This is a genomic window from Ruegeria sp. AF5 (genome assembly GCF_056541905.1).
Map to the genome: position 1 here is coordinate 426,884 of NZ_JBQFYZ010000001.1, position 25,838 is coordinate 452,721.

Annotated in this window: 26 protein-coding genes; 7 read left to right on the top strand and 19 right to left on the bottom strand. The window is 57.9% G+C overall.

Features of this window, described 5'->3' with window-relative positions; translation table 11 throughout:
- Window positions 1-4: 4 nt before the first annotated feature.
- The 6 genes from ACR0DS_RS02100 to scpA all read right to left on the bottom strand — a co-directional run bounded on the left by ACR0DS_RS02100 (window position 5) and on the right by scpA (window position 5,466).
- Entirely contained in the window at window positions 5-379 is a 375-nt protein-coding gene (locus tag ACR0DS_RS02100) for a hypothetical protein (RefSeq protein ID WP_480481945.1), read from the bottom strand.
- A gap of 37 nt (window positions 380-416) precedes the next feature.
- Window positions 417-1,418, bottom strand: coding sequence for an endonuclease/exonuclease/phosphatase family protein (locus tag ACR0DS_RS02105; protein ID WP_480545819.1), 1,002 nt, complete (start codon window positions 1,416-1,418; stop codon window positions 417-419).
- 4 nt (window positions 1,419-1,422) lie between these two features.
- A complete protein-coding gene (locus ACR0DS_RS02110) occupies window positions 1,423-2,103 on the bottom strand; it encodes a TerB family tellurite resistance protein (RefSeq protein WP_480557610.1) in 681 nt (226 codons plus the stop codon).
- Window positions 2,104-2,148: 45 nt separating this feature from the next.
- The gene (locus tag ACR0DS_RS02115; protein WP_480557612.1) at window positions 2,149-2,637 is read right to left on the bottom strand and encodes an N-acetyltransferase family protein; all 489 of its coding nucleotides are present in this window, start codon (window positions 2,635-2,637) and stop codon (window positions 2,149-2,151) included.
- Window positions 2,634-3,236 (bottom strand): VOC family protein, encoded by a 603-nt coding sequence (locus ACR0DS_RS02120; protein ID WP_480557614.1) that lies wholly within the window; start codon window positions 3,234-3,236, stop codon window positions 2,634-2,636. Before ACR0DS_RS02120 ends, ACR0DS_RS02115 begins: the two co-directional genes overlap by 4 nt.
- Before the next feature lie 103 nt (window positions 3,237-3,339).
- Window positions 3,340-5,466, bottom strand: coding sequence for a methylmalonyl-CoA mutase (gene scpA / locus ACR0DS_RS02125; RefSeq protein WP_480557616.1), 2,127 nt, complete (start codon window positions 5,464-5,466; stop codon window positions 3,340-3,342).
- A gap of 168 nt (window positions 5,467-5,634) precedes the next feature.
- Here scpA and ACR0DS_RS02130 point away from each other — a divergent pair, with 168 nt between their 5' ends.
- Window positions 5,635-6,081 carry a DUF4174 domain-containing protein gene (locus ACR0DS_RS02130; RefSeq protein WP_480475841.1) on the top strand — a complete coding sequence of 149 codons (447 nt, stop codon included), beginning with the start codon at window positions 5,635-5,637 and terminating at the stop codon, window positions 6,079-6,081.
- 76 nt (window positions 6,082-6,157) lie between these two features.
- Here the strand turns inward: ACR0DS_RS02130 and ACR0DS_RS02135 are convergent, their stop codons facing one another.
- Both ACR0DS_RS02135 and ACR0DS_RS02140 read right to left on the bottom strand, forming a co-directional pair.
- Window positions 6,158-8,203, bottom strand: coding sequence for an ATP-binding protein (locus tag ACR0DS_RS02135; protein WP_480557618.1), 2,046 nt, complete (start codon window positions 8,201-8,203; stop codon window positions 6,158-6,160).
- A 116-nt stretch (window positions 8,204-8,319) separates the two neighbouring features.
- Window positions 8,320-8,523, bottom strand: a complete 204-nt coding sequence (locus tag ACR0DS_RS02140; RefSeq protein ID WP_209504584.1) for a hypothetical protein — start codon at window positions 8,521-8,523, stop codon at window positions 8,320-8,322.
- A gap of 266 nt (window positions 8,524-8,789) precedes the next feature.
- Between ACR0DS_RS02140 and ACR0DS_RS02145 the strand changes: the two genes are divergently transcribed.
- Together ACR0DS_RS02145 and ACR0DS_RS02150 are read left to right on the top strand one after the other, a co-directional pair.
- Window positions 8,790-9,026, top strand: coding sequence for a hypothetical protein (locus ACR0DS_RS02145; RefSeq protein WP_480557620.1), 237 nt, complete (start codon window positions 8,790-8,792; stop codon window positions 9,024-9,026).
- A 147-nt stretch (window positions 9,027-9,173) separates the two neighbouring features.
- On the top strand, window positions 9,174-10,325 hold the full coding sequence (locus tag ACR0DS_RS02150; RefSeq protein ID WP_480557621.1) for a DcaP family trimeric outer membrane transporter: 1,152 nt from the start codon (window positions 9,174-9,176) through the stop codon (window positions 10,323-10,325).
- An 86-nt stretch (window positions 10,326-10,411) separates the two neighbouring features.
- Here ACR0DS_RS02150 and ACR0DS_RS02155 read toward each other — a convergent pair whose 3' ends face one another.
- From ACR0DS_RS02155 to ACR0DS_RS02165, 3 genes are all read right to left on the bottom strand, one after another.
- Window positions 10,412-10,765 (bottom strand): hypothetical protein, encoded by a 354-nt coding sequence (locus tag ACR0DS_RS02155; protein ID WP_480557623.1) that lies wholly within the window; start codon window positions 10,763-10,765, stop codon window positions 10,412-10,414.
- A gap of 133 nt (window positions 10,766-10,898) precedes the next feature.
- Window positions 10,899-11,384, bottom strand: coding sequence for a DUF6497 family protein (locus ACR0DS_RS02160; RefSeq protein WP_209504587.1), 486 nt, complete (start codon window positions 11,382-11,384; stop codon window positions 10,899-10,901).
- Window positions 11,385-11,497: 113 nt separating this feature from the next.
- The gene (locus ACR0DS_RS02165) at window positions 11,498-13,030 is read right to left on the bottom strand and encodes an acyl-CoA carboxylase subunit beta (protein WP_209597857.1); all 1,533 of its coding nucleotides are present in this window, start codon (window positions 13,028-13,030) and stop codon (window positions 11,498-11,500) included.
- A 183-nt stretch (window positions 13,031-13,213) separates the two neighbouring features.
- On the opposite strand from ACR0DS_RS02165, the gene ACR0DS_RS02170 reads away from it, so the two are divergent.
- Both ACR0DS_RS02170 and ACR0DS_RS02175 read left to right on the top strand, forming a co-directional pair.
- On the top strand, window positions 13,214-14,419 hold the full coding sequence (locus ACR0DS_RS02170; protein WP_480557625.1) for a multidrug effflux MFS transporter: 1,206 nt from the start codon (window positions 13,214-13,216) through the stop codon (window positions 14,417-14,419).
- A gap of 63 nt (window positions 14,420-14,482) precedes the next feature.
- The gene (locus ACR0DS_RS02175; protein WP_209504590.1) at window positions 14,483-15,883 is read left to right on the top strand and encodes a helix-turn-helix domain-containing protein; all 1,401 of its coding nucleotides are present in this window, start codon (window positions 14,483-14,485) and stop codon (window positions 15,881-15,883) included.
- A gap of 72 nt (window positions 15,884-15,955) precedes the next feature.
- On the opposite strand, the gene ACR0DS_RS02180 is transcribed toward ACR0DS_RS02175, so the two are convergent.
- From ACR0DS_RS02180 to ACR0DS_RS02205, 6 genes are all read right to left on the bottom strand, one after another.
- The gene (locus ACR0DS_RS02180; RefSeq protein WP_480557627.1) at window positions 15,956-16,195 is read right to left on the bottom strand and encodes an HP1242/YdcH family protein; all 240 of its coding nucleotides are present in this window, start codon (window positions 16,193-16,195) and stop codon (window positions 15,956-15,958) included.
- Window positions 16,196-16,450: 255 nt separating this feature from the next.
- Entirely contained in the window at window positions 16,451-18,109 is a 1,659-nt protein-coding gene (gene betA / locus ACR0DS_RS02185) for a choline dehydrogenase (RefSeq protein WP_480557629.1), read from the bottom strand.
- A 66-nt stretch (window positions 18,110-18,175) separates the two neighbouring features.
- The gene (betC, locus tag ACR0DS_RS02190) at window positions 18,176-19,684 is read right to left on the bottom strand and encodes a choline-sulfatase (RefSeq protein ID WP_480557631.1); all 1,509 of its coding nucleotides are present in this window, start codon (window positions 19,682-19,684) and stop codon (window positions 18,176-18,178) included.
- A complete protein-coding gene (gene betI / locus ACR0DS_RS02195) occupies window positions 19,663-20,253 on the bottom strand; it encodes a choline-binding transcriptional repressor BetI (RefSeq protein ID WP_480557633.1) in 591 nt (196 codons plus the stop codon). Before betI ends, betC begins: the two co-directional genes overlap by 22 nt.
- 83 nt (window positions 20,254-20,336) lie before the next feature.
- On the bottom strand, window positions 20,337-21,245 hold the full coding sequence (locus ACR0DS_RS02200) for a DMT family transporter (RefSeq protein ID WP_267365210.1): 909 nt from the start codon (window positions 21,243-21,245) through the stop codon (window positions 20,337-20,339).
- A 40-nt stretch (window positions 21,246-21,285) separates the two neighbouring features.
- Window positions 21,286-21,885 (bottom strand): LysE/ArgO family amino acid transporter, encoded by a 600-nt coding sequence (locus ACR0DS_RS02205; RefSeq protein WP_480557635.1) that lies wholly within the window; start codon window positions 21,883-21,885, stop codon window positions 21,286-21,288.
- Window positions 21,886-21,972: 87 nt separating this feature from the next.
- Here ACR0DS_RS02205 and ACR0DS_RS02210 point away from each other — a divergent pair, with 87 nt between their 5' ends.
- Window positions 21,973-22,866 carry a LysR family transcriptional regulator ArgP gene (locus tag ACR0DS_RS02210; protein WP_480506213.1) on the top strand — a complete coding sequence of 298 codons (894 nt, stop codon included), beginning with the start codon at window positions 21,973-21,975 and terminating at the stop codon, window positions 22,864-22,866.
- A gap of 27 nt (window positions 22,867-22,893) precedes the next feature.
- The gene (locus ACR0DS_RS02215; RefSeq protein ID WP_480557637.1) at window positions 22,894-23,583 is read left to right on the top strand and encodes a nitroreductase family protein; all 690 of its coding nucleotides are present in this window, start codon (window positions 22,894-22,896) and stop codon (window positions 23,581-23,583) included.
- Between the two features lie 25 nt (window positions 23,584-23,608).
- Here the strand turns inward: ACR0DS_RS02215 and ACR0DS_RS02220 are convergent, their stop codons facing one another.
- Window positions 23,609-24,889 (bottom strand): MFS transporter, encoded by a 1,281-nt coding sequence (locus ACR0DS_RS02220; protein WP_480537391.1) that lies wholly within the window; start codon window positions 24,887-24,889, stop codon window positions 23,609-23,611.
- A 145-nt stretch (window positions 24,890-25,034) separates the two neighbouring features.
- A complete protein-coding gene (locus tag ACR0DS_RS02225) occupies window positions 25,035-25,775 on the bottom strand; it encodes a YebC/PmpR family DNA-binding transcriptional regulator (protein ID WP_480481976.1) in 741 nt (246 codons plus the stop codon).
- Between the last annotated feature and the right edge of the window lie 63 nt (window positions 25,776-25,838).

The following is a 25,838-nucleotide window of genomic DNA, read 5'->3' on the forward strand; positions in this document are numbered from 1 at the left end:
CGGGTCAGATATCTGTAGGTCCTTCGGGCACCTCGATATCCCGCTTTTCAGGCTCAGATGGCTCTTGGGTCGGTTTTCTGCGGATAATGATATCGCCATTGGGCAGGATCTCGGGTGGTTCATAAACGCTCCAGTCCTTGACCTCAGCCGCCAGTTCAGCAAGCGCCGGGCCCATCTGCTGCAAGAATGACTGCATCGCCGGGCCAAACTCTTCTGCCAGACCCAGCAAGTTTTCCAATGCCGGTTCCATTTCCTTGCGCAGACCTTCGAAAAACAGTTCGGCCCCCTGTTCCATCAGGGATTTTTCATTGTCTTCCTGTGCCATTGCAGGCGCGGCAAGGAACACTGAGATCGTACTGATCAGCAAGATGCGTTTCATACCTGACATATAAGGCCCGTGTGGCAGGCTGGAAAGGTCACAGTTCAATATCAAGCGTGACCGGAAAATGATCGGAGGCCGTCAAAAGCGCCTGCCGCAATTCCGGTTCAGCCCAACAGGCGGCATCCTGAAACGGGTGCCAGATACGCCAGGACGGGCGATATGCTTGCAGGTCCGTGGTAATCATTATGTAATCCAGTAATGCGTCCAGAAATTTACCTTCTTCCGGGCGGGCAAAGCGCGCAGTAGCAGGCACCGGCCCGGGCCGAAACCTGTAGGCTGTGACGGCGTTCGGGTCGAACAATCCGGCTTGCAGCAACACCTCGACCGACGAGCGGCCAAAGAGGTGCTCAAACTCATCCAGCCCGGGGCCATCGTTCAGATCGCCCAGCAAAATGACGGGCTGTTTTTGCGCAACATGCCATTCGACGCGCCGTGCAAGCCAGATCGCTTGCGCCAGCTGTTTGCGGCGATTGGCAATCGAAATCCGGATCGCCTCGTCCCGCGATTCGGCACCGTGCGGTGCCTTGGATTTCAGATGTGCCCCGATCAGGCGGATGTTGTGCCCCGCTTGCGTCGTCACCGCCAGTTCCATCGGCGGTTTGGAGAACCGCACGACATCCTCGGTCGCATCAATGTCGAGGTCGATTTTGAATACACCATCGAACCGGGGGGCTGTGGTATCTGCAATATCTCCCTTGGGATCGTGGCGAACACTCAGCACCGTTCTGTCATAGAGCAATGCCAGTTCCTGATGCGTGTCGTTTGCATAGCCCATCACCGCATCAGACGTGCGCAAGTCGAACGCTTCGGCAAAGGCTTGCAGGGCCCGAACCGTGTTCTGGCGTCTGCCCGTGTTGGGCGCCTCGACGATTACAATCGCATCAGCGTCAATGGCAGTCAGAACCTTGGCAATCGCTTCGATCTGCTGCGCTTTGGTGACGTCGTGCCTGCCGGACCAGCTGTCATCGACGATCAGCCTGTCTTTCTGGTCAAACAGATTGGCGAACCATTCGATATTATAGGTCGCCAGCCGCATCTGATCAGGCCCGCGCGCCGTTGATTTCATCCCAGGCGCGATTGATGTCGATCATCTTTTTCTCGGCCAGCCGGATCGCCTCTTCGGGGACACCCCGGGCCATCATGGCGTCGGGGTGCGTTTCCCGAACCAGCTGCCGCCAGACATTGCGAATGTCGGGCAGCGGCATGTCATGCGGAACGCCCAGAACCGTGTAAGGATCGTTTGGCGCATCGGGGACAAAGCGCGCCCGCAGCGCTTTGAACTGCGCGTCGGTCTGTCCGAAAATATGGCTGACATCTTCGAGAAATGCGTTTTCGTTCGGATGATAGAAACCGTCCGCCATAGCAATGTGAAAAAGACCTTCCATCAGGTCACACAGGGTTGTGCTGTCTTCCGAGAACATGCGGGCAATTTTGCGCGCGTAGTCCTGATATCCCGCCACGTCCGTACGGGCCATGTTGAAGACGCGGGCTGCACCTTCCTCATCTTCGCGCGCGATCTGAAACACGTCGCGAAAGGCGGTGACCTCATCACGGGTCACCTGACCGTCTGCCTTGGCCATTTTGGCACCCAGTGCGATGACCGCAATCGTAAAGGCCACGGACCGCTCCGGTGGCGAGCGTAGTTTTTCAAAAACTGCGGTCAGGCTTTCGCCTTGGGCAAGCGCGCTCAGCGCATCGGATATGCGGGTCCAGATCGACATGACCGCACCCTAGCGTCACAATTCAGGACTGTCAGGTCCAACGGGTCATTCAGCACCAAGAATTTTCTGCATCAGCACAAGATCCAGACGCTGGCCGAATTTGAACCCGACTTCGGCCATCACCCCAACTTTCGAATAGCCAAGTGCGGCATGAAACGCCTCAGCCCCCGGATTGGCCGAGGATATGCCCGCGACCAGAACATGAACGCCTTGGGATTGCGCGACTTCCTCCAGCTCTGACATCAACGCACGTCCCACCCCTTTGCCCCACGCATCCGGTGACAGCTGGATCGTATGTTCGCAGGTTTGCGCATAACCGGGCCCGGTGCGGAAAGGGCCATATGTGGCAAAGCCGATAACGTGGCTGTCGTGCTCGGCAACCAGATAACCAGGCACGCGTGCCTTGATATCTTCGGCAATCTGGGCGGCGCTGCGCTCGTCCGTCGTGAAAGTGACCAAAGTGTCCCGGATGATCGCATTGGTGATCCGGGCAATGGCTGGTGCATCTGACACTGTGGCCGGGCGAATGTTCATCCCAGCACCCGAAGCCCATGAGGTGTCTCAATTTCTGCCTGCAAAGCCGCGGGGCCGGTATCGAACACCACATGATCCAGTTCACCCAGTTGACGGGCCAGTGTCAGGGCGTCGGGGTGATAGACAACCAGGCGTCGCAACCGGCACGCGCTGTCCTGCAACATGTTTGCCGGGTGCAGGTCGCCCTGCCATTCGATAAGGGCGGGAAACAGATTGTCGAACGGCAAACGCCCCGTTGGCGGAACTGCCATGCGCCATTGCAACGCGCCGCGGGTCAGGTCGATGGGCTCTCCGGTGCCATCGGGAAAGATCGACAGTGTGGCCTCGATATCCTCGACCCGGCATATCCAGTTCGTCAAACGCGGGCCGCCCTGAAAATTGTCCAGATCGAACCATCGCGGCCTGCCCGGAGGCTGCGCCTGCGGATCGATGGCAATCGCTTCCAGATAGAGCCCGTCTCTGAGCCCCAGCAGCCTGTTATGTGTCCCGAATTTTTCGTGTTTCCCACCGGGTTGCAGTGCAACACCAAGCGCCTGTTCGATATGCGCAGACGCTTCTTCAAGCGTTTCGCCCGCGACGGCCAGATGATCGAGTAACATGTGCACCCTCCTGCGAAAACGACCGGACCCAAAGGGATCCGGCCGCATGTTTTCGCCATTGGCGCAGGATCACAAGAGCTTTCGTTGAAAGACTTGCCTTGTGTCAGGGCCGCGCTTCGCGGATCAGGCGCAGAATGTCCTGAGCGGCCTCGGGAATGTTGGTGCCCGGACCAAAGATAGCCTTGACCCCATGGTCATACAGGAACTGGTAATCCTGTTGCGGGATCACCCCGCCACAGATCACGATGATATCGTCGGCCCCTGCTTTCTTCAGTTCTTCCACCAGTTGCGGTGCCAGTGTTTTATGCCCCGCCGCCTGCGAGGAAATGCCGACCACATGCACGTCATTGTCCGCCGCGTCCTGCGCGGCCTCGGCAGGTGTCTGGAACAGCGGGCCAACGTCCACGTCGAACCCGATATCTGCAAAGGCCGTGGCGATAACCTTGGCACCGCGATCATGCCCGTCCTGCCCCATTTTGACCACCAGAAGACGGGGGCGGCGGCCTTCGGCCTCGGCAAAGTCCTCGATGGATTTCTGGATCGCGGCAAAGCCTTCGTCGCCCTCATAAGCAGCGCCATAGACACCGGCCAGGGTTTTCACCTCGGCGCGGTGGCGGCCGAATTCTTTCTCCATTGCCATGCTGATCTCTCCTACGGATGCACGGGCGCGGGCGGCTTCGACCGCAGCGGCCAGCAGGTTTCCGCCCTCCTGGGCGGTCTTGGTCAGGGCGTCCAGCGCGGCTTGGCACGCGGCTTCATCACGGGTTGCGCGAATGCGTTCCAGCCGCGCCACCTGCGCCTCACGCACGGCGACGTTGTCGACATCCAGAATGTCGATCGGGTCTTCCTGTTCCTTGCGGTACTTGTTGACGCCGACGATCACTTCGTCGCCCCGGTCGATCATGGCCTGACGGCGGGCTGCGCTTTCCTCGATGCGCAGCTTGGGCATACCCGAGGCAACCGCCTTGGTCATGCCACCCATCTCCTCGACCTCTTGCATCAGGGCCCAGGCTTTTTCGACCAGTTCATTGGTCAGGCTTTCGACATAGTAGGAACCGGCCAGCGGATCGACCACATCAGTTACACCGGTTTCTTCCTGAAGCACGAGCTGTGTGTTCCGCGCGATGCGGGCCGAAAAATCGGTGGGCAGCGCAATTGCCTCGTCCAGAGCATTTGTATGCAACGATTGGGTGCCACCCAGAACTGCGCTCATCGCTTCATAGGCGGTGCGGATAACATTGTTGTAAGGGTCCTGTTCCTGAAGCGAAACGCCGGAAGTCTGGCAATGGGTGCGCAGCATTTTCGACCGTTCGGACTTTGCCCCGAACTCGGTCATTACCCGGTGCCATAGCGTGCGAGCGGCGCGCAGTTTGGCGATCTCCATGAAGAAATTCATGCCGATGGCAAAGAAGAACGACAAACGGCCCGCGAACTTGTCCACGTCCATCCCGGCCTCAGTCGCGGCACGGACGTATTCACGCCCATCAGCCAGCGTATAGGCCAGTTCCTGTACAAGGTTCGCCCCGGCCTCTTGCATGTGATAGCCCGAGATCGAGATCGAGTTGAACTTGGGCATCTCGTTCGACGTGTATTCGATGATGTCCGAGATGATCTTCATCGACGGTTCAGGCGGGTAGATATAGGTGTTGCGCACCATGAATTCTTTCAGAATGTCGTTCTGAATGGTGCCGGACAGGACAGATTTGTCGTGACCCTGTTCTTCACCCGCAACAATGAAACTGGCCAGGATCGGAACAACCGCGCCGTTCATGGTCATCGAGACCGAGACCTTGTCGAGCGGGATGCCATCGAACAGTATTTTCATATCTTCGACACTGTCGATGGCAACACCTGCCTTACCGACATCGCCCACAACGCGCGGGTGATCACTGTCATAGCCGCGATGTGTCGCCAGATCGAAGGCAACCGAAACGCCCTGCTGGCCTGCTGCCAGATTGCGTCGGTAGAACGCGTTCGATTCCTCGGCGGTCGAAAAGCCCGCATACTGGCGGATCGTCCATGGACGCCCGGCATACATAGTGGCCTTGACACCGCGGGTAAACGGGCCAAACCCCGGCAAAGACCCCATATGCGGCAGATCGGCGGTGTCTTCCTGGGTGTAAAGCGGTTTGACCGCGATACCTTCCAGCGTTTCCTTGGTCAGGTCGCCCAACGGACGTCCGCGCAGCTCTTTCTCGGCAAGCGCTTTCCAGTCCTTTGTGTCGGTCATTTCGATTTCCTCTCGTCAATACGGATGGCGGTCGCTGAAAGCGTCCGCGCCAAGGTCCTGCACTTGGCCTGTTCTTTCAGGCACAAGCGCGAAAATGTGGTTACCCGGCACAAATCGCCGGTCGCAATCGCGGGCACAGGGGCTATATTCGAAAGAACAGGAGGCCACATGACACGCACGCTTGCCTTTGTTTTCTCGGCACTAATCCCTCTGGCTGCCCTGGCGGCAGACGGAACCGCGCCGTCTGATGACAGTTTTGTCCGCCCGGTGGGTGAAAGTGAACTCAGCGAGTTCTTGTGGGTCAAACGCCCCATCGTGGTTTTTGCTGACACGCCTGCCGATCCGCGGTTCCAGCAGCAGATCGATATGCTTGTCGCAGAAGAAGCAGCCATGCGCGACCGCGATGTCATCGTGCTAACAGACACGGACCCGTCTGCCCGGTCCCCGATCCGGACCAAGCTGCGACCGCGTGGTTTCCAGATGGTGTTCGTCGACAAGGACGGCGTGGTCAAATTGCGCAAACCCAGCCCGTGGAGCGTGCGTGAGATTGGCAGATCTATCGACAAGACCCCCCTGCGCGAACGCGAGATCCGCGACCGGCGCGAAGGGGGCTGAACGCTTTCGCCACACCCAATGGCCCCGGCGCGATGCGCCGGGAACGTTGGAATGTATATCGAAAGCGCCAACATGGTCACTCGAACTCGATGATCACGTCGTCCACAGCAAGGCTGTCACCGGGGCCTGCATTGACTTTGGCCACCACGCCCCTCTTTTCGGCACGCAGGATGTTTTCCATCTTCATCGCCTCAATCGTGCAAAGCGCCTGACCTTCCTGCACTTCCTGCCCCACTTCGACATCGACCTTCACGACTAGGCCCGGCATTGGGCAGAGCAGCAACTTCGAGGTATCAGGCGGCAGTTTTTCCGGCATCAGTTTGGCCAGTTCCGCCTGCCGTGGGCGGCGCACATGCACTTTCATGTCAGCGCCCCGGTTGCGAACACGGAACCCGCCCGAGACCTTGCCGATTTTCAGAACCAGCGGGCTGCCATCCACGTCCAGAACCGCCAGCTGATCGCCCGGCGTCCAGTCCGAGGCGACACGCAGGGACGGTCCGTCCTCAAACTTGACCGTTGACCCCTCTTTGTCGGCGTTGACCTGCACTGCGAACTCCTGCCCCTGCAATGTCACAACCCAGCGCTTGCCTACTTTGCGTTCGTGATTGTCCATCCGGCCCGACACACGGGTGCGCCGAATTTCGGCGACGCGGTGCATGGCCGCGCAGGACGCAGCAATCCGGCGCAGATCAGCTTCGGGCAACGTGACGCCCTCGAACCCGTCTGGGTATTCTTCAGCGATAAAGGCCGTTGTCATGTCACCGCTGATAAATTTTGGGTGATCCATCACTGCCGACAGGAACGGCAGGTTGTGACCGATGCCTTCCACTTCGAAACTGTCCAGCGCCACGCGCATCGCCTCGATTGCTTTTTCGCGGGTCGGCGCCCAGGTGCAGAGCTTGGCGATCATCGGGTCGTAATACATGCTGATCTCGCCGCCCTCGTAGACGCCGGTATCGTTGCGCACGGCGGTTTCACCATCGGGTGCTTCACCCTGCCATTTGCCGTTGACCAGCAACGGACCAGCCGAAGTTTCCTGCGGCGGGCGATACCGGGTCAGCCGACCGATCGACGGCAGGAAGTTGCGATACGGGTCTTCCGCATACAGACGGTTTTCAATCGCCCAGCCGGTCAGGGTCACGTCATCCTGCGTTATCGATAGCTTTTCACCCGCTGCGACACGGATCATCTGCTCGACCAGATCGACGCCGGTGATCAGTTCCGTAACAGGATGTTCCACTTGCAGGCGCGTATTCATTTCGAGGAAGTAGAAGTTCTTGTTTCCGTCCACGATGAACTCGACCGTACCTGCACTTGCGTAGTTCACGGCCTTGGCCAGAGCGACAGCCTGTTCACCCATCGCCTTGCGGGTTTCAGGATCAAGGAAGGGTGACGGTGCCTCTTCCACCACTTTCTGGTTCCGGCGCTGGATCGAGCATTCACGCTCGCCCAGGTAGATGCCATTTCCGTGACTGTCGCACAGAACCTGAATTTCGATATGGCGCGGTTGGGTTACGAATTTTTCGATGAAGATCCGGTCATCTCCGAACGAGTTTGCGGCTTCGTTCTTGGACGACTGAAAGCCTTCGCGCGCCTCTTCATCGCTCCACGCGATGCGCATACCCTTGCCACCACCACCGGCGCTGGCCTTGATCATGACCGGATAACCGATGTCGTTCGAGATCCTGACCGCCTCGTCCGCGTCTTCGATCAGCCCCATGTAACCCGGAACCGTCGAAACTCCGGCCTCCTGTGCGATCTTCTTCGACGTGATCTTGTCGCCCATGCTTTCGATTGCACCGACAGGGGGGCCGACAAAGGCAACACCTTCGGCCTCGAGCGCCTCGGCGAATTTCGAGTTCTCCGACAGGAAGCCATAGCCGGGATGAACCGCCTGCGCACCGCTTTGACGGATGGCATCCATGACCTTGTCGATCACAATGTAGGACTGGTTCGCCGGGGGCGGACCGATATGCACGGCTTCGTCGGCCATCGACACATGCAGCGCGTTCTTGTCCGCGTCCGAATAAATGGCAACGGTGCCGATACCCATCTTGCGGGCGGTCTTGATGACCCGGCAGGCGATCTCGCCCCGGTTGGCGATCAGGATCTTATTGAACATGAAACGTCCTTTGGCTTGGTGTTCCGGAAACGCAAAACGCCGCCGCAGGGTACGATCCCCACGACGGCGTGATGCGCAATGATGGCTGAGGCGCCAGGCGCCCCGAAGGATATGCGTTAGTTACAGTTGTTCTGTGTCTTGCAGTACAGCACGTTGCCCGCTGCGCCGACGGCCGCGCCAAACAGCGGGTCGGCATTGAGGACCGCGGCCCCCACAGCCCCGGCACCACCGCCGAGGAGTGCCTGTTCGCCCGTGGTGTCACCGCACGCGGCCAGACCCGCACAGGTCGCCGCAACAAGGATGAGTTTCGAGAATCGCATTGTGTCTGCCCTTTTAGGTTTCTTGGTTCGTTTGGGATCAGATGCGCGAAATGGGGCCTGTTATTCAATATCAATGCAATTGCAGGCAGGTTTTGTGCAGGTTTTCGCTTCTCTTTGGCCGTGGAAGCCAAAAAGAAAAACGCGGACAGGTCTATGTGGGGAACACAAGCCTGCCCGCGCAAGGAAGGGGTACGGAATAGTAGGTGCATGTGCGGCGCAGGCAAAGTAGAGCCGCACGGCCCATTCAGTTTGCACGGCACAATCTGTTGAGCAAACACAGTATTGTTTCCCTGGGACAACTCGGCTGGTTTCTGCCCAAGCCGCAAAATGGCGCGCAACTTCGTGCCGACAGCATTCAAGTGAATTACCAGCACGAAAGCCCCGTTCACCGTCACAGTTTCGTTACAAAATGGGTCGCTTCCGATGCTTTCTGCGGTTGCAGCATCACGAATCGCCGCCACTCCACCGGCGAAGGAATTACGGCGCAACAGCGCGTTAGATGACAGGTTCAAGACGCTGTGATTCAAGAAGTCGAAAAAGGCACATTTTATTGAGAAATCAGATGGTTCTATTCTCTTTCTCGTGATTTCCAAAGATTTCTGCTGCGTGAAACGGTCCTTGGGCACACTCGCACTCAAAGGAACACCCACATGACTATGACTAGAAAAAAGGCACTCCTGCTCGCTGCCTCTGCGCTCAGTGTGACCGGCACGTTTGCTGTTGCCCAGGACGCCCAGACCCAGGCCGAACTCGACGCTTTGCGCGCCCGGGTCGAGGCGCTGGAAGCCGCCAAAAGCAGCCCCGCCAACGGAGATTTCCGCATCGGCAACACCGTTCTGGACGTTTACGGATACGTGAAGGCCGATTTCTTCTATGACTTCGACTACGATCAGGGGGATACGGCGTTCGTGAATGTCATCGGCGAACCCTCGGCCGCAACCGACGGCACCTTCGGGGCAACCGTTCGCCAATCGCGGATCGGACTGCGCACCACCACCCCAAGCGGGATCGGTGACATTGGCGGACAGCTTGAACTTGACCTGTTCGGTTCCGGCGGCACGGCTGAATTGCGCATACGCCATGCCAACATCACCATCGGAGACCAGTTCCTGATCGGTCAGTACTGGACCAACTTCCAACCATTGGACACCTACCCGACCACTGTCGAATTCAACGGACCGGTGGGTATCGCATTCGCTCGTGTCCCGCAGCTGAGATACACCGGACAGCTTGGCAGCAATGCACAGTTTGCGGTCTCGATCGAAGAGAACGTCAGCGGGTCGAATTCCGATGATCCCGTCCTGACGGCCTCGGCGGAATATAACGACGGTACGTACATTGCCCGTGGTGCCGTTTTGTACGGTAAAGCCAATTCCGGCAATGTCGAAGTGGATCAAACCGGCTTTACGCTTTCCGGCGGCATTCGCCCCTGGCAAGGCGGGTTGTTCCAGGTCAACTACGTCACAGGTGAGGCGCTTGGCCCGTACCTGATCGGTCTCGGCGATGCCATTGTCGGTGGGCAGGCCAACGATGTGGATGGCTATACCGTGGAATTCAGGCAGGACATCGGTGCAAAATGGAATGTCGGCATTGCTTACGGTCGTGAAGACTATGATCTGCCGACCTCGACCGGCACGCTGTCCTTCACCGAACTGGAAACCATCCATGTCAACGCGTTCTACAAGGCGACAGACAGTCTGACGCTCAGCGCCGAATACATCTATGGCGAGCGGAATGACGCGCCCACCGGCAGAACCTTTGACGGCAGCCGCGTTCAGCTTGCAGCCCAGTTGAACTTCTGAGACCACACATAAATCCTGCCCGGTTTCGGGCAGGATTTTCCCGAAACTGGCAGTGATCGGATTATGTGCGGCAGCGAATGTCACAATCAGTCCATCCCGTCGATGACGTCCGGGAAGGATGCGCGCGCAGCGTTTACGTCGATAACGAGCAAGGCATCATAACTGGCCGGATCAAAGGGGTCTTCTGCCGGGATGACTTCGCGCCCGAACAGCCAGCTCAAACGCCCAGCATCCAGATTGCCCCGTTCGAACGGCTGGTCGCCGAAATGGGCCCAAAGGGCTTCCATGAACGCACTATCAGCGCGCCTGTCCGCAGGTTTACGGTCCCGAAACCGCTCGCGCCGCGTTAACGGTGTAGCGCCCTTTGGGTTGGCGCGACGAATGGTGAACTGAAAGTCAGTGCCTGAAAGGCGACCGGGGAAACCACGATGCTTCAGCATGAAAGGCCCTCTTGTGTCATACTTGCAGACAAAAGCAATTCGAGCCCGAAAAGGGATGGGATCATGATGCGCACCTCCAAAGCCGCACAGTTGGTCTGAGACGCTTTGCACTCATGGATTCCTGCGGTCATGGTCAAAGCCCCTCCCAGATACACTGGGACTGCTCCAGCCGGTAGGCCTCAAAAAACTGGGTCGCATCAGGGGCGGCATCACCAAACTCTACCGGGCGATCGGACAAAGAGATCACGACCCGCGCCGGATGCAATTCATGCTGCGCGACATATGGAACGGCCAGAATCTGGCACAGATGCTCCATATCCTTCGACGCAACATCATACCCGATCCGTCCCACTGACGCGCCTATTCTGGGCGCGATAAAGCGAAAGCGCAGCCAAAGCTCGCCGGGATTGTTGTCCAGCAGGACATCGCTCAGTTGCACTGGCTGGCCCGACGGAACCGGCAGCAAAGTATCGGAGTCTGCAAAAGCAGGATGGCTGAAGGCGAGAGCAACCAGACAAATGGCGCGACCCCGGACCCACCAGCGGCGAGCTCCTCCTTCCGGGGTCGCGCGCGCAGTACGATTGGTCTGCGCGGTTCTATGTCTGACGGGTCGGATCATTCAACTATTTGCCGGTTTTTGTCAATTCCGCCTCAATTTGAGGGCGTTTTAGTCTCAGAGCCGCTGTGGCAGTCTAAGATTGAGCGGGGCGGGCCACCCCGCCCCCAGAAGGATCACAGCGGGATATTGTCGTGCTTTTTCCACGGGTTCTTCAGCTGTTTGCCGCGCAAGCTGGCAAATGCCCGGGATACACGACGGCGGGTCGAATGCGGCATGATCACCTCATCGATGAAGCCGCGCTCGGCTGCCACGAAGGGATTTGCAAATCGGTCTTCGTAATCCTTGGTGTGAGATGCGATCTTGTCCGCATCCCCCAGATCGGCGCGGTGAATGATCTCGGTCGCCCCTTTGGCCCCCATGACCGCAATTTCGGCGGTGGGCCAGGCATAGTTGAAATCACCGCGCAAATGCTTGGAGGCCATAACGTCGTAAGCACCACCATAAGCCTTTCGGGTAATCACCGTCACCTTCGGCACGGTTGCCTCGCCATAGGCAAACAGCAACTTGGCCCCATGTTTGATGACGCCGCCATATTCCTGGCTTGTTCCCGGCAGGAAGCCAGGAACGTCGACCAGTGTAAGAATCGGGATTTCGAAGCAGTCACAGAAGCGTACAAAGCGCGCAGCCTTGCGCGAGGAGTCGATATCCAGACACCCGGCCAGCACCATCGGCTGGTTTGCGACGACGCCTACGGTCTGACCTTCCAACCGGATGAACCCGGTAATGATGTTCTTCGCAAAATCTTCCTGAATTTCATAGAAATCGCCCTCGTCCGCCACTTTGGCGATGAGTTCCTTCATATCGTAGGGCGTGTTCGGATTTTCTGGCACAAGAGTGTCCAGCGAAGCCTCGATCCGGCCGGGTTCGTCAAAGAACGGGCGCACGGGCGGCTTTTCGCGGTTGTTGAGGGGCAGGAAGTCCACCAGGCGCCGCACCTCGGCCAAAGCTTCGACGTCGTTTTCGAACGCGCCATCAGCGACTGAGGATTTCTTGGTATGGGTCGAGGCCCCGCCCAATTCCTCGGCAGTTACCACTTCGTTGGTTACGGTCTTCACCACATCCGGGCCGGTCACAAACATGTAAGAGGTGTCTTTGACCATGAAGATAAAGTCGGTCATCGCCGGGCTGTACACCGCGCCACCCGCGCAGGGCCCCATAATTACACTGATCTGCGGCACCACGCCCGAGGCCATGATATTGCGCTGGAACACTTCGGCATACCCCGCCAGCGAAGCCACACCTTCCTGGATGCGTGCGCCGCCCGAATCGTTGATTCCGATCACCGGGGCACCGTTCTGGACCGCCATGTCCATAATCTTGCAGATCTTCTGAGCATGGGTTTCCGACAGCGATCCGCCAAAGACGGTAAAATCCTGGCTGAACACATAAACCATGCGCCCGTTGATCGTGCCCCAACCGGTGACAACACCGTCACCCGCAGGCTTTTGTTTTTCCATCCCGAAATCGGTGCAGCGGTGGCTGACGAACATGTCAAACTCTTCAAAGCTGCCCTCGTCCAACAGCAGTTCGATCCGTTCACGCGCGGTCAGTTTGCCGCGAGCGTGCTGGGCATCGATCCGTTTCTGCCCACCGCCCAGACGCGCGTTATCGCGGCGGCCTTCCAACTCGGAAAGAATGTCTTTCATGACGACTATCCCCTTATAAATTTGACGGGACCCTACCTGTTTGGGCCGCTCATCCAAAGCTATTTTCGGCAAATTTGCAAAATTTCAGCAACAGTAATTTGGATAATTGCAAAACTGCGAATTCTCGCAGGCAATTTTGCGAATGGCTGGCATTCCGTAAATCCACGGCTATACATGTGAACCATGCAGTTCAGCTCTGACGCGGTCCACCGCACACCACCCACATTGGCGACGCTTGTTTTACTCTCGGGCCTGTCCGCCCTGAGCATGAACCTGTTTCTGCCCAGCCTGCCAAACATGGCCGAGTATTTCGAAACCGATTACAAGGTCATGCAGCTGTCGATTGCGCTTTATCTGCTGATCAATGCCATTCTGCAAATTCTTATAGGTCCAATTGCGGATCAGGCAGGACGCAGACCAGTTTTACTGTGGGGCCTTGGCCTGTTCCTGATGGCGACCCTTGGGTGCATCTTTGCACCCAATGCTACGGTTTTTCTGGCGTTCAGGATGTGTCAGGCGGTTGTGGTTGTCGGTATGGTTCTCAGCCGCGCTGCGGTACGGGATATGTACGATCAGGACCAAGCTGCCTCAATGATCGGTTATGTGACGATGGGCATGGCCGTAGTTCCGATGATTGGCCCTGCCGTCGGCGGCTTGCTGGAAGTAAGCTTTGGTTGGAAAGCGAATTTCTGGCTGCCCTTTGCCGTAGGTTTGCTGACTATGGCACTGACCTATTCGGACTTTGGGGAAACATCGGCAAAGAGCGGCAAAACGCTTGTCCAGCAGTTCAAGGAATACCCCGAACTTCTGACCTCGCCACGGTTCTGGGGATACTCACTGGCTTGCGCCTTCTCATCGGGTTCGTTTTTCGCCTATCTCGGCGGCGCACCTTTCATTGGCACAGAATTGTTCGGGTTGAGCGCGGCGCAGGTTGGCATTTATTTTGGCGCACCAGCAGTTGGGTATTTTGTCGGCAACTTCATGAGCGGGCGGTTTTCAGTGCGGTTCGGCGTGAACCGCATGGTGCTGTGGGGAAGCCTGTTCAATGCGTTTGGCGTAGCTGTATCGGCATTGCTGTTTCTAGCGGACCGCGGAACCGCACTCAGTTTCTTTGGGTTCATGACATTTGTGGGCGTCGGTAATGGCATGGTCATCCCCAACGCAACTTCGGGCGCGCTATCAGTGCGCCCTCAACTGGCTGCAACCGCATCGGGCCTGAGTGGTGCCATCATGCTGGGCGGCGGCGCCGGGCTGAGCGCGCTGGCAGGTGCCTTGCTGACACGTGAAACCGGCGCGATGCCGCTGCTTTGGCTGATGCTGGCAACAGCCGTTCTGGCGATCGTCGCAATTTCAACTGTCGTACGAAGAGAACGACAATTGGGGCTGTAACCGCTTGCCCCAATGACTTTGCAAAGTTAACCTCGGAAATTGGAAAACTTGCAAAGGCATCCTATGGCCACCCAAAAGCTCTATGCGGGCGCGAAACTGCGCGAAATGCGGACGCGCCTGACCCTGACGCAGCGCGAATTTGCCGCCAAACTGGGCGTTTCACTACCTTATCTGAACCAGATGGAGAACAACAACCGGCCGATCTCGACCACGGTTGTGCTGGCTCTGGCGCAGGAATTCGGAATGGATGTTACCGAACTCAGCACCGGCGACAGCGAACGTCTTGTTTCAGACATGCGCGAGGCGCTGGCCGATCCTGTTTTTGCCGACATACAGCCCCCTCTGGCCGATCTGCGCCTGACAGCTTCCAACGCCCCGGCCCTGGCGCGCGCGTTTATCGAATTGCACAAAACCTACCGGCAGACACATGAACGACTAGCCTCGCTGGACGAGGCTTTGGGGCGTGAAGATGCACGTATTCAGGCCAGCCCGTGGGAAGAAGTGCGTGATTTCTTCCACTATTGCGACAACTACATCGACGCCGTGGACAGGGCAGCGGAACTTTTTGCCAACCGCGCCGACGGCCCCGGCGGTATCCGGCAAGCCGCCCTGAGCAGCCTTTCAGAACGCGGAATTCAGGTGGTTTTTTCAGATATGGGCCCCTTGCGCGCTTATGATGTCGACAGCAAAATTTTGCGCCTGTCCTCCCGTGCAGCGCCGCAGACGCAGGTGTTCCAGCTTCTGTTGCAGGTCGCGCTGATCAGTCAGGACCAGTTGCTGGAGGCGACGCTGGATTTCGCCAAATTCCAAAGCGACGAAGCCCGCGCCATCGCCAAGATCGGTCTTGCCAACTATTTCGCTGGTGCCTCTCTGATGCCTTATACCGCGTTTTTGACCGCCGCTCAGGAAGAGCGTCACGATCTGGAGCTGCTCAGCAACCGGTTCGGGGCGTCGGTCGAGCAGGTTGCACATCGGCTGTCGACACTACAGCGTCCCGGCGCCAAGGGCATCCCGTTCTTCTTCGTTCGGGTTGATCAGGCGGGGACGATCACCAAGCGGCACTCGGCCACACGCCTGCAATTTGCGCGCTTTGGTGGGGCTTGCCCGCTTTGGAACGTGCATCGGGCCTTTGAAACACCCGGTCATTTCCTGCGGCAGCTGGCGGAAACGCCTGATGGTGTTCGCTATATCTCGCTGGCGCGGGATGTCTCAAAATCGGGGGGCTCGTTCGGTGCACCCGTCAGAAGGTATGCCATTGCGCTGGGATGCGAGGTCCGTCATGCCCCGGCGCTTGTTTATGCCGACAACCTCGACATCAACAATGCCAGCGCCTACGAGCCCATCGGAATTTCCTGCCGCATCTGCGAGCGGCAAACATGTCACCAGCGTTCGGTTCCGCCGCTGGAACGTCGTCTGAGCATCGACACCCATATTCGCGGCACCCTGCCCTATGAAGTGACCTGATCTTAGTCTGATTTATTATCCCACCGCAGTCGCGTCTCTGGCGACGACGGGGGCAGAGCCCCCGCCAGTGGTTTAAGCCTTGGATAGGATCGCCCAGATCTCATCCTTTAGCGCGGCGCGTTTTTTGCGCAGATCAACCTCGGCCAGTTCCTCTATGGGTTCGACATTGGTTTCGGCGCGGTGTACTTCGCGGTTGACCTCATGATACTCATCGGCCAGCCGGGCAAAATGCGCATCCGACTGCTTGAGCTGGCTCATCAGTTCAACTTTGTCCGGAAACTCTTCGGCCAGTTCATGCGGGGTGTGAGACATCTCTGTTCGCTCCTTCATATGTCGTTGCAAATCAGTGATAGAAGCGTGACCGGGCTTTCGCTTTGACCCGGATCAACTAGCCGTAATAATCCCGCGAATTTCAAAACAACGCCACGCGCCATCCTGCCGTGCAGGGGGCAAGTTGTTCTGAAACGTGGCTCAGGCTTATCTGGACAGGAACACTGAACTTTTTGCCAGCATACCCCCGGCAACCGCCGAAAATTTACGCATTCAACCGGGGGCAGTTCAGAAGGATTAACGCTGAGCGGTTGCCCAGCCGGGGTGAATCCACGGGCGGTCATTGGCCTTGGGCAACGGGTCTTTGCCCAGCAAAGAATCCGATACTTTCTCGCCAACCATGATCGAGGGCGCGTTGAGATTGCCGTTGGTGATCTGCGGGAAAATCGAACTGTCCGCGACGCGCAGCCCGTCCACGCCGATGACGCGACCCTCGGGATCGACCACCGCACCTTTGTCATCCGCACGCCCCATCCGGCAGGTGCCGCAGGGGTGATAGGCGCTTTCGGCATGTTCCGCGATAAAGGCGTTCAGCTCTTCATCCGTTTGCACAGCGGCACCCGGCTGAATTTCCTTGCCCGCATAGGGTTTGAAAGCGTTTTGCCCAAAGATTTCGCGGGTCAGCCGGATACAAGTGCGGAAATCTTCCCAATCTTCTTCGTGACTCATGTAGTTGAACTTGATCACCGGCGCGTCTGCGGCTTGGGCAGACCGCAATGTGACCGCCCCGCGCGACGGGGACCGCATCGGGCCGACATGCGCCTGGAACCCGTGCCCCTCTGCCGCCGCCTGCCCGTCATAGCGAACTGCGATCGGCAGAAAGTGGTACTGAATGTCGGGATACTCCACGCCCGGTTTCGACCTGATGAACGCCGCGCTTTCAAACTGGTTCGATGCGCCCAAACCTGTCTTGGTAAACAACCATTGCGCCCCGATCAGGCCTTTGCTGAACAGGTTCCAGTGCTTGTAGAGCGTGATCGGCTGTAGCGAAGCTTGTTGAATATACAGCTCCAGATGGTCCTGAAGGTTTGCACCCACCCCCGGACGATCCGCAACGACGTCGATCCCATGCTCGGCCAGATGCGCGCCCGGTCCGATTCCGGACAGCATAAGCAGCTTGGGCGAGTTGATCGAGGACGCGGCCAGAACGACCTCCCGCCGGGCCTTGATGATTTCTTTCTTATCGCCACGGATCAGTTCCACACCAGTGGCGCGACCGTTTTCCATAACAACCCGAGACGCAAGACCCCGCACGATATCGCAATTGTCGCGTTTGAGCGCTGGCTTCAGATAGGCATTCGCCGCCGACCAGCGCCGCCCTTTCCAGACGGTCTGCTCCATCGGGCCAAAGCCTTCCTGCTTTTCTCCGTTATAGTCGCCGGTGACCTCGTATCCCGCTTGCTGGCCTGCATCGACAAAGGCCTGAAACAGTGGGTTTGCTCGTGGACCGCGCGATACGTGCAACGGCCCGTTGGTTCCGCGCCAGGCCGGATCGCCCCCATGGCCTCCGTCATGCCATGTCTCCATGCGTTTGTAATAGGGCAGCACATCCGCATAAGACCAACCGTCAGCCCCCATCTCGGCCCAGGTGTCGAAATCGCGTGCGTGACCGCGCACATAGACCATGCCGTTGATCGACGACGACCCGCCGATTACCTTGCCGCGCGGGCAGGCCAGACGGCGGTTGTTCAGATGCGGTTCGGGCTCGGACTGATACCCCCAGTCATAGCGCGACATGTTCATCGGATAGCTGAGCGCGGCAGGCATCTGGATAAACGGCCCCATGTCGGTACCACCGTGCTCGATCACAAGGACCGAGGCCCCACCTTCGCTCAGACGATATGCCATTGCGCAGCCTGCGGACCCTGCGCCAACGATGACAAAATCTGCTTCCATATTCACAACTCCTCACCCGCCGGGTATGACGCCTCCGGCGGGAGTATTTTCAAAAAGATGAAGAGGTTACTCGCCGCGTGGGAACCGGGCGTTTTCCTCGACGATGTTCAGATCCATGTGATTGCGCATGTAGCGTTCCGACGCTTTTTGCAGCGGCTGATAATCCCACGGGTAGTATCCGCCCTGCCGCAGCGCTTCGTACACAACCCAACGCCGCGCCTGACTGGCGCGGACATCCGCGTCGAAGCGCTCCAAATCCCAGCGGGCCTCGGACTTTGCGCGCAGTGTTTGCAGCGTGCCCGCATGTTCGGGGCTGTCTGCCAGATTGGTCAGTTCATGCGGGTCTGCCTCGAGATCAAACAATTGATCCGGGTCCAGCGCGCATCGATTGTATTTCCACTTGCCATAGCGCAGCGACACCAGCGGCGCGTAAGATGCTTCGGCCGCATATTCCATGGCCACAGGTGCGGTTCGTTCCCCGCCTTGCGCCAGCGGCACCAGGTTTTCACCGTCCGTCCATGGGGCGATCTCGGCCATGTCAACACCTGCCAGAGCCCCGAGTGTGGGTGTGACATCGATGGTGGAAACTGGCGTATCGATCCGCCCGGCAGGCAAGTCCGGGGATGAAATCATCAAAGGAACGCGCGCCGAGCCTTCGTAGAAGTTCATTTTGAACCAAAGGCCACGTTCGCCCAGCATGTCACCGTGATCCGAGACGAACAGGATGATCGCCTCTTGCCGTGTCGTTTCGAGCACTTCGAGGATTTCACCGATCTTGTCGTCCAGATAGGAAATATTGGCGAAATAGGCGCGGCGCGACTTTCGGATATCTTCTTGGGTGATGTCGAAGCTACGCCAGTCGTTGGCATCGAAGATCCGCTTGGCGTGAGGATCCTGGTTGTCATAGCCGATATCAGCGATTTCGGGCAGCAGATGCGCGCAATCCTCGTAAAGGTCCCAGTATTTGCGACGGGCGACATAGGGATCATGCGGATGGGTGAAGCTGACCGTCACGCACCACGGGCGGTCATCCTTGCCGCGCGCAAGGTCATACAGTTTGGCCTTGGCGTTATAGGCGACCTCGTCATCATACTCCATCTGGTTGGAAATCTCGGCAACACCCGCGCCGGTCACCGATCCCATGTTGTGATACCACCAGTCGATCCGCTCGCCCGGTTTGCGGTAATCCGGTGTCCAGCCAAAATCGGCCGGGTAGATATCAGTTGTCAGGCGATCCTCAAACCCGTGCATCTGGTCCGGGCCGACAAAGTGCATTTTGCCTGACAGACAGGTGTAATAGCCGGCCCTGCGCAAATGGTGTGCGTAAGTTGGGATATCGCTGCGGAACTCAGCCGCGTTGTCGTAGACGCCGGTGCGTGAGGGTAATTGACCGGACATGAAGCTGGCCCGCCCCGGCGCGCAAAGCGGCGACGCAGTATAAGCGTTGGCAAAGCGGGTCGACCGTTCGGCCAGTTTCTTCAGGTTCGGAGCATGAAGCCAGTCAGCGGGACCGTCGGGAAAGAGGGTTCCGTTCAGCTGATCCACCATCAGGATCAGAATGTTTGGTTTTGACATTTTTCAGCCTCGAGCAGAGTATCGAGCACGCGCATAGCGTGGTTCACGGCCAGTTGCGGTTCTTCCGGGGCGCTGAGTGCTGCGCGAATATAGAGCCCGTCAATCAGGGCAATCATATTCTCGGCAGCCTCAACCGGATCCAGCATCCTTGGACGCAGGGCATGAACCAGATTCGATCTGATGCGCGCCTGATAGATCTGCCACAATCGCAGCGCGTCACTGTTGGTCTGCGCCAACACATAAAACGTCATCCAGGCGGCAGTCACGTCAGGTGTGAAACACGAAGGGGCAAAACAGGCGTGGATAATCGCCTCTGCCCGATTGCCCGGTTTGGCCGCTTTCAACTGGGCCCTGGCTTCGTCGCTGAAGTCGGCGAGGATCTGACGCATTGCGGCCAGAAATATCTGATCCTTTCCGCCAAAATAATGGTGTGCCAATGCGCTGGACATGCCCGCGCGTTTGGCAATCTGGCTTACGGTTACATCCAGGGATTTCTTGACACCCAGTTCAGCAATCGTCGCTCGAACAATCGCGTCCTTGCGGATCGGCTCCATTCCAACTTTTGGCATCGCTTTCCCCATACAGGTGTCATGCGACCAAGCTAGGATGTTTTTATTGACTCGTCAATCAATGTAAACACTGAGATGTCTTGTTACAGCTTCGGCGCAATACTGGGAGGCGTCAAGTCCCGCCGGTTCAACATGAACTCGCGCCATGAGATGAAGCTTACAGCGCCCAGTATCAGGGTTCCGCCAGCCACAACCCAAAGGTCGACGCTTTCGTGGAAGATTGCTGCACCCACAAGCGTGGCCCAGATCAACTGCAGGAAAGTGACGGGTTGTGTGACGGCCACAGGCGCGGCCTGCAACGCCAATGTCATGAAGTAATGACCTGCGGTCGCAAAGCTGGCCACCAGAAACAGAACCCCGAGTTCTTGCATACTGGGCCGGGTCCAGACGGCAACCGCAAAGGGGATCAAGGCTATGGTTACCCAGATGGACAGATGCGCCACAACAACCGAAGGTGGAACGTCGCGGACAAGAAGCTTGGCCAGCAAATAGGACCCGCTTAGCATCAGGGCCGTTCCGAGCATGGCAAGGTGACCTTGTGAGACCTCGCGAAACCCGGGGCGCAGGATGACCAGCACGCCCACCAAAGCGACCAGAATCGCGGCGACCCTGCGAAAAGCCAGCTTCTCGCCCAGAAACAGGGCTGCACCCAAGGTGACATAAACCGGCGTCATGTAGTTCATCGCAGTGACTTCGGCCAAGGGAATTTGTGTCATGGCGAAGAACCAAAGCATGACAGCAATCGCGTGTACTACACCGCGCAAACCGAACAGCGTCAGCAGGCGGGGTGTCAGCCGGGTCGCCATGATCGACCGCAAGGCCGGTAACAGAAACACCAATCCCAGCGCATAACGCAGGAATGCGGCCTGGATCGGATTCATCGTCGTGCCCAGAGATTTGACCAATGCGGTCATCACAACAAAGGACAGCCCGGCGGCAAACATCCAGAACATACCGGCAAGCGGGCGCGACGATACGGCGAGAGTTGTCATGGCTTAGGTTGAACACCGAAACCCTGCCGGGAACAACCCTTCACATGACAACAAGTTTCAGTGCGATACCCAGCATTACGACACCGATCACTGCATCCAGCACCTGCCAGGCGCGCGGGCGCGCAAACACCGGAGACAGAACACCTGCGCCGTATCCAAGTGAAAAGAAGAAGACAAAGCTGGAAATGACCGCCCCAATGGCAAATCCGACCCGGTCATCATACTGTGCCGAGATGGAACCGATCAGAACCACTGTATCCAGATAGACATGCGGGTTCAGCCAGGTGAAGGCGAGAACGGTAAGCATCGCGGTTCTAAGGCTGGTTCGCTGGCCGTTGCCCGTTTCCAACACCGCGCCACCCCGCAGGGCAGACCCGAAGCTGCGCAGCCCATACCACGTCAGAAAAGCGGCCCCGCCAAATCGCAGTACAGGTTCAAACCAGGGGGCTGAATGGGCCAGAGTCCCGAACCCTGTGACGCCTGCAACAATCAAAACCGCGTCAGACATTGAGCAGGTCAGGCACAGAAGAAACACATGTTCACGCCGCAACCCCTGTCGCAAAATAAAGGCGTTCTGTGCCCCGATGGCGAGGATCAGACTGAAACCCAGCGCGAAACCGGCGATCATGGACGTGGGCATGGGACCTCCTGCTATTGCAAGACGTTGACTAAGGCCGTTGGTGCGATCTATCAAATTAAAGATGTTACCCCGAGTTAAGCCTGACTAATGTTGCTAGATCCTCTTCACCTGTCCGCTTTGTCTGCCATTCTGCGTCATGGCAGCTTTGATGCGGCTGCGGCAGAGCTGGCGGTGACGCCCTCGGCGATATCCCAGCGGATCAGGGCGCTTGAGGATCGGATTGGAGCCACCCTGATACATCGGGGCAGCCCTTGTACCGGGACGCCCGCCGGGCTGCGCATTGCCCGTTACGCGGAAGATGTCGGACTGCTTGAGGCACAGCTGGTTCGAGAACTAACGCTGGAGCAGGAACCAAGGTCCGCCCGCGTCCGTATCGCCGTACCTGCAGACAGTCTGGCCACCTGGTTTGTTGATGCGATGGCGCAGGTGCCTGACATGCTGTTCGATCTGGTGATCGACGATCAGGATCACTCCGCAGACTGGCTGCGACGGGGCGAGGTAAGCGCCGCCGTCACCGTTGGTGGCCAGACAGTGACCGGGTGCGACGCGATCCCATTGGGCGTGTTGCGCTATCTGCCAACAGCCAGCCCGGAATTCATCAACACCTGGTTTCGGGACAAAGTGACCGAGGCAGAACTTGGCAAGGCACCCTGCCTGGTTTTCAACCAAAAGGACGGGCTGCAAAGGGCATGGATTGTTCAGCACACTGGCAAACGCCTTTCACCCCCGTCTCATTTCCTGCCTTCTTCACACGGATTTGTGGACGCGGCGATTGCCGGGCTTGGGTGGGGCATGAACCCCGCAGCTCTGGTGCAGGAGGCTTTGAAACATGGGCTGTTGCGCCCCATCGTGCCCGATGCGCCGTTGGATGTCGCGCTGAGCTGGCAGGTTGGGCGTGTTCTTGCGCCCGCGCTCAAACCTCTGACCCAGGCTGTCAAACGTGCCTCAGAACGAATTTTGCTTCTGCCTCAAAGCAGCTAAACAGACACGACATTTTCGGAGGGACCGATGTTCTCACGTGACGCTCTTGGCTATGACCCGATTCCCCTGCCGGACCGGTGCGACATCAGCGATGCAGACATGCTGGGCGCGGCGCAGGCATTTTATGAAAAGATGCGTCAGCGTCATACTATCCGGGATTTCAGCCCCCGCCCCGTTGCCCGTGAGGTAATCGAAACCAGTCTGCGCACTGCGGGTACCGCCCCGTCAGGCGCCAATCACCAACCCTGGCATTTTGCAGCCATCTCGGACCCTGCCCTGAAACACCGCATCCGGGAAGAAGCCGAAGAAGAAGAACGCCGGTTCTACGCAGGTGGCGCCGGGGATGAATGGATCAAGGCGCTGGAGCCCATCGGCACCAACGCGGTCAAAGAACATCTGACAATCGCCCCCTGGCTGATCGTGGTTTTTGCCCAGCGCTGGGGGCAATTCGAGGATGGAACGCGGTACAAGAACTACTACGTCCCGGAAAGTGTGAACATTGCCACCGGCTTTCTGATTGCCGCGCTGCATCACGCGGGCCTCAGCACCCTGACCCACACCCCAAACCCGATGCGGTTTCTGAACGACGCGCTGGACCGGCCCGCGTCGGAAAAACCAACCATGATTATCGCGGTGGGACACCCGTCAGAAGGAGCGACTGTGCCTGCTGTGGCAAAACTCAAGAAACCCCTGGAAGAGATTTCATCCTTCTTCTGAGGCTTTCGCGACGCTCGCCAAAAACTCAATTCGAGGGCTGTTCCGCCTTTTTCCGTTCTGGTTGCATCATGCGGTAGCAGTTTATACAGGACACCAGACTGGCGACGACGATGAATGCGACGGCCATCGCGACCTCGTGCATATGGGCGACAGCGGCAAGGCCCGCAGACAACAACACCGCGGTTAAACGCGCGAACGCCTTGACCGCCGCCGATCCCCGCACCCGCTGCTCTTTGGGTGCCACATCCAGAAAATAGAGCTTGCGCGCACTGCTGATCCCGGTCACCGCAACGGTGACAATGAACAGCGCAATTGCATGCAAATGAACCTGATGGTCAATGCCCAAATAGTGGAACACCAAAAGGACACTGCCTGTTGCGGCGACCATCAATGTCCCGACCACCATGACCGCACGATGGGATTTCATGTTGATGGTTTGCCACAGAGGACCCGATACAAGATATCCCGAAGCGGAAGAAACGATCATCGCGGTCAATCCCTGTGTCGAGCTGTGATGCGCTTCGGCTGCGATGAGAGCGAAGAACGGAACAGACAGCGACACAGCAACCAAGGGCAGACGCATGATCATATACCGCCGGAACCATTGGTATTCGAACATGTCCAGAATACCCTTGATATTCGCCTTAATCGAAATGCCCCTTTCGGACTTCTGCGGCGTCGTCGGTGCACCCTCACGCACGGTTTCCGTCATCGCCAGCATGAACAGACCCGACAGCAGGAAGAATAAAACCGAAACGCCAATCATGACTGAATGGCGCGAAAAGGGTGGATTATCCTTGGTGAACTGATGCACCAGCAACGCAAGGCCAATGGCACATAGCCCCCCGGCACCAAGTTGCAGGTATTGCATGACCATGCGCGAACGCGCCTGAACGTGGTCCCCGAGCAGATCCGTAAGCATCAGGGTCTGCACTTCGCTGACAAGCCCGATCACCAGAAATACAGACAGGAAAACCGCCGCGATCAATGGGACAGCCCCGGTTGCGGCCGCAGCGATTGCCAGAACCAGACAGGCGCCAATGACCGCTTCGGTCAGCGCAATTGCACGTTTCTTCTTGCTTCTTGCCGCAACGGGTTGCGCTAAAAAGAAGTCCGCAATTAAACAACCGACCATCCGCACCGACACCAGCGCCCCCGCCACAAACATCGGCAACTCGAAGGAAACGGCTAAAAACGGCAAAACAACCGACGGGCTGCCGAGCGTCCACGCGACCTGAGACAGGATACTTTGCCCGGCCAGGACGGGCACGTTGCGCTTGGTCTGATCGGAAGTTTCGGATGTCATTCGTACTGTGTCTTCGTGTTTTCTGTATTTCCCGCACTTTCAGCCTAAGCGCATCGACTGTTTCAGCCAATAATTCAATAAAACCATCAAAAACCAAAAAACCCGGCCGTTGCGACCGGGTTTCAATGAGCTGGTATGGGTCAGCTTAAAGCTGCGCCATGACCTCATCGGTGGCTTCGAAGTTGGTCGTGACACGCTGCACATCGTCATCGTCTTCCAGCGCATCGACCAGCTTCATCAACTTTTGCATGTCCTCAAGGCCCAGTTCCGTCGTTGTGGTCGGTTTCCAGACCAACTTGGTGGATTCCGATTCTCCAAGCGCGGTTTCCAATGCAGAGGAGACATCGTTCAGATCAGTATCCGCGCACCAGATGATGTGACCGTCTTCCGAGCTTTCGACGTCTTCGGCTCCGGCCTCGATGGCGGCCTCAAAAATCGTGTCGGCATCACCAGCATCTGCCGGGTAAATGACCTCACCCTTGCGGTCAAACATGAACCCAACCGAGCCGGTCTCGCCCAGATTGCCACCGTTCTTCGAGAACGTGGAACGAACGGTCGATGCGGTCCGGTTGCGGTTGTCGGTCATGGTTTCGACAATTACCGCAACACCATTGGGCCCATAGCCCTCATAGCGGATTTCTTCGTAATCGTCGCCTTCACCCGCTTGGGATTTCTTGATCGCGCGGTCGATCACGTCCTTGGGGACCGAGTTCGACTTGGCTTCTTTCACCGCCAGACGCAGGCGCGGGTTCTTGTCGGGATCGGGGTCGCCCATCTTGGCGGCCACGGTGATCTCTTTCGACAGTTTGGAAAACAGTTTGGACCGCGCGGCGTCCTGACGCCCCTTGCGGTGCTGGATGTTGGCCCATTTGGAGTGGCCTGCCATAGTGCGTCCTCGTCATCATGTTTGCGTGTTCGGCGCTCATATAGACGTTTGCGGGGGGCAGGA

Bases quoted from the DNA above. Each gene is read 5' to 3' on its own strand.
- ACR0DS_RS02210 (WP_480506213.1), top strand. From the start codon at position 21,973: ATGTTGCTAGATCCTCTTCACCTGTCCGCTTTGTCTGCCATTCTGCGT.
- ACR0DS_RS02120 (WP_480557614.1), bottom strand. From the start codon at position 3,236: ATGTTACTCGATCATCTGGCCGTCGCGGGCGAAACGCTTGAAGAAGCG.
- ACR0DS_RS02130 (WP_480475841.1), top strand. From the start codon at position 5,635: ATGACACGCACGCTTGCCTTTGTTTTCTCGGCACTAATCCCTCTGGCT.
- ACR0DS_RS02175 (WP_209504590.1), top strand. From the start codon at position 14,483: ATGGCCACCCAAAAGCTCTATGCGGGCGCGAAACTGCGCGAAATGCGG.
- betA (WP_480557629.1), bottom strand. From the start codon at position 18,109: ATGGAAGCAGATTTTGTCATCGTTGGCGCAGGGTCCGCAGGCTGCGCA.
- ACR0DS_RS02155 (WP_480557623.1), bottom strand. From the start codon at position 10,765: ATGCTGAAGCATCGTGGTTTCCCCGGTCGCCTTTCAGGCACTGACTTT.
- ACR0DS_RS02140 (WP_209504584.1), bottom strand. From the start codon at position 8,523: ATGCGATTCTCGAAACTCATCCTTGTTGCGGCGACCTGTGCGGGTCTG.
- ACR0DS_RS02170 (WP_480557625.1), top strand. From the start codon at position 13,214: ATGCAGTTCAGCTCTGACGCGGTCCACCGCACACCACCCACATTGGCG.
- ACR0DS_RS02150 (WP_480557621.1), top strand. From the start codon at position 9,174: ATGACTATGACTAGAAAAAAGGCACTCCTGCTCGCTGCCTCTGCGCTC.
- ACR0DS_RS02100 (WP_480481945.1), bottom strand. From the start codon at position 379: ATGAAACGCATCTTGCTGATCAGTACGATCTCAGTGTTCCTTGCCGCG.
- ACR0DS_RS02180 (WP_480557627.1), bottom strand. From the start codon at position 16,195: ATGTCTCACACCCCGCATGAACTGGCCGAAGAGTTTCCGGACAAAGTT.
- ACR0DS_RS02225 (WP_480481976.1), bottom strand. From the start codon at position 25,775: ATGGCAGGCCACTCCAAATGGGCCAACATCCAGCACCGCAAGGGGCGT.
- ACR0DS_RS02165 (WP_209597857.1), bottom strand. From the start codon at position 13,030: ATGAAAGACATTCTTTCCGAGTTGGAAGGCCGCCGCGATAACGCGCGT.
- ACR0DS_RS02160 (WP_209504587.1), bottom strand. From the start codon at position 11,384: ATGATCCGACCCGTCAGACATAGAACCGCGCAGACCAATCGTACTGCG.
- betC (WP_480557631.1), bottom strand. From the start codon at position 19,684: ATGTCAAAACCAAACATTCTGATCCTGATGGTGGATCAGCTGAACGGA.
- ACR0DS_RS02110 (WP_480557610.1), bottom strand. From the start codon at position 2,103: ATGTCGATCTGGACCCGCATATCCGATGCGCTGAGCGCGCTTGCCCAA.
- scpA (WP_480557616.1), bottom strand. From the start codon at position 5,466: ATGACCGACACAAAGGACTGGAAAGCGCTTGCCGAGAAAGAGCTGCGC.
- ACR0DS_RS02135 (WP_480557618.1), bottom strand. From the start codon at position 8,203: ATGTTCAATAAGATCCTGATCGCCAACCGGGGCGAGATCGCCTGCCGG.
- ACR0DS_RS02215 (WP_480557637.1), top strand. From the start codon at position 22,894: ATGTTCTCACGTGACGCTCTTGGCTATGACCCGATTCCCCTGCCGGAC.
- ACR0DS_RS02205 (WP_480557635.1), bottom strand. From the start codon at position 21,885: ATGCCCACGTCCATGATCGCCGGTTTCGCGCTGGGTTTCAGTCTGATC.
- betI (WP_480557633.1), bottom strand. From the start codon at position 20,253: ATGCCAAAAGTTGGAATGGAGCCGATCCGCAAGGACGCGATTGTTCGA.
- ACR0DS_RS02115 (WP_480557612.1), bottom strand. From the start codon at position 2,637: ATGAACATTCGCCCGGCCACAGTGTCAGATGCACCAGCCATTGCCCGG.
- ACR0DS_RS02220 (WP_480537391.1), bottom strand. From the start codon at position 24,889: ATGACATCCGAAACTTCCGATCAGACCAAGCGCAACGTGCCCGTCCTG.
- ACR0DS_RS02200 (WP_267365210.1), bottom strand. From the start codon at position 21,245: ATGACAACTCTCGCCGTATCGTCGCGCCCGCTTGCCGGTATGTTCTGG.
- ACR0DS_RS02105 (WP_480545819.1), bottom strand. From the start codon at position 1,418: ATGCGGCTGGCGACCTATAATATCGAATGGTTCGCCAATCTGTTTGAC.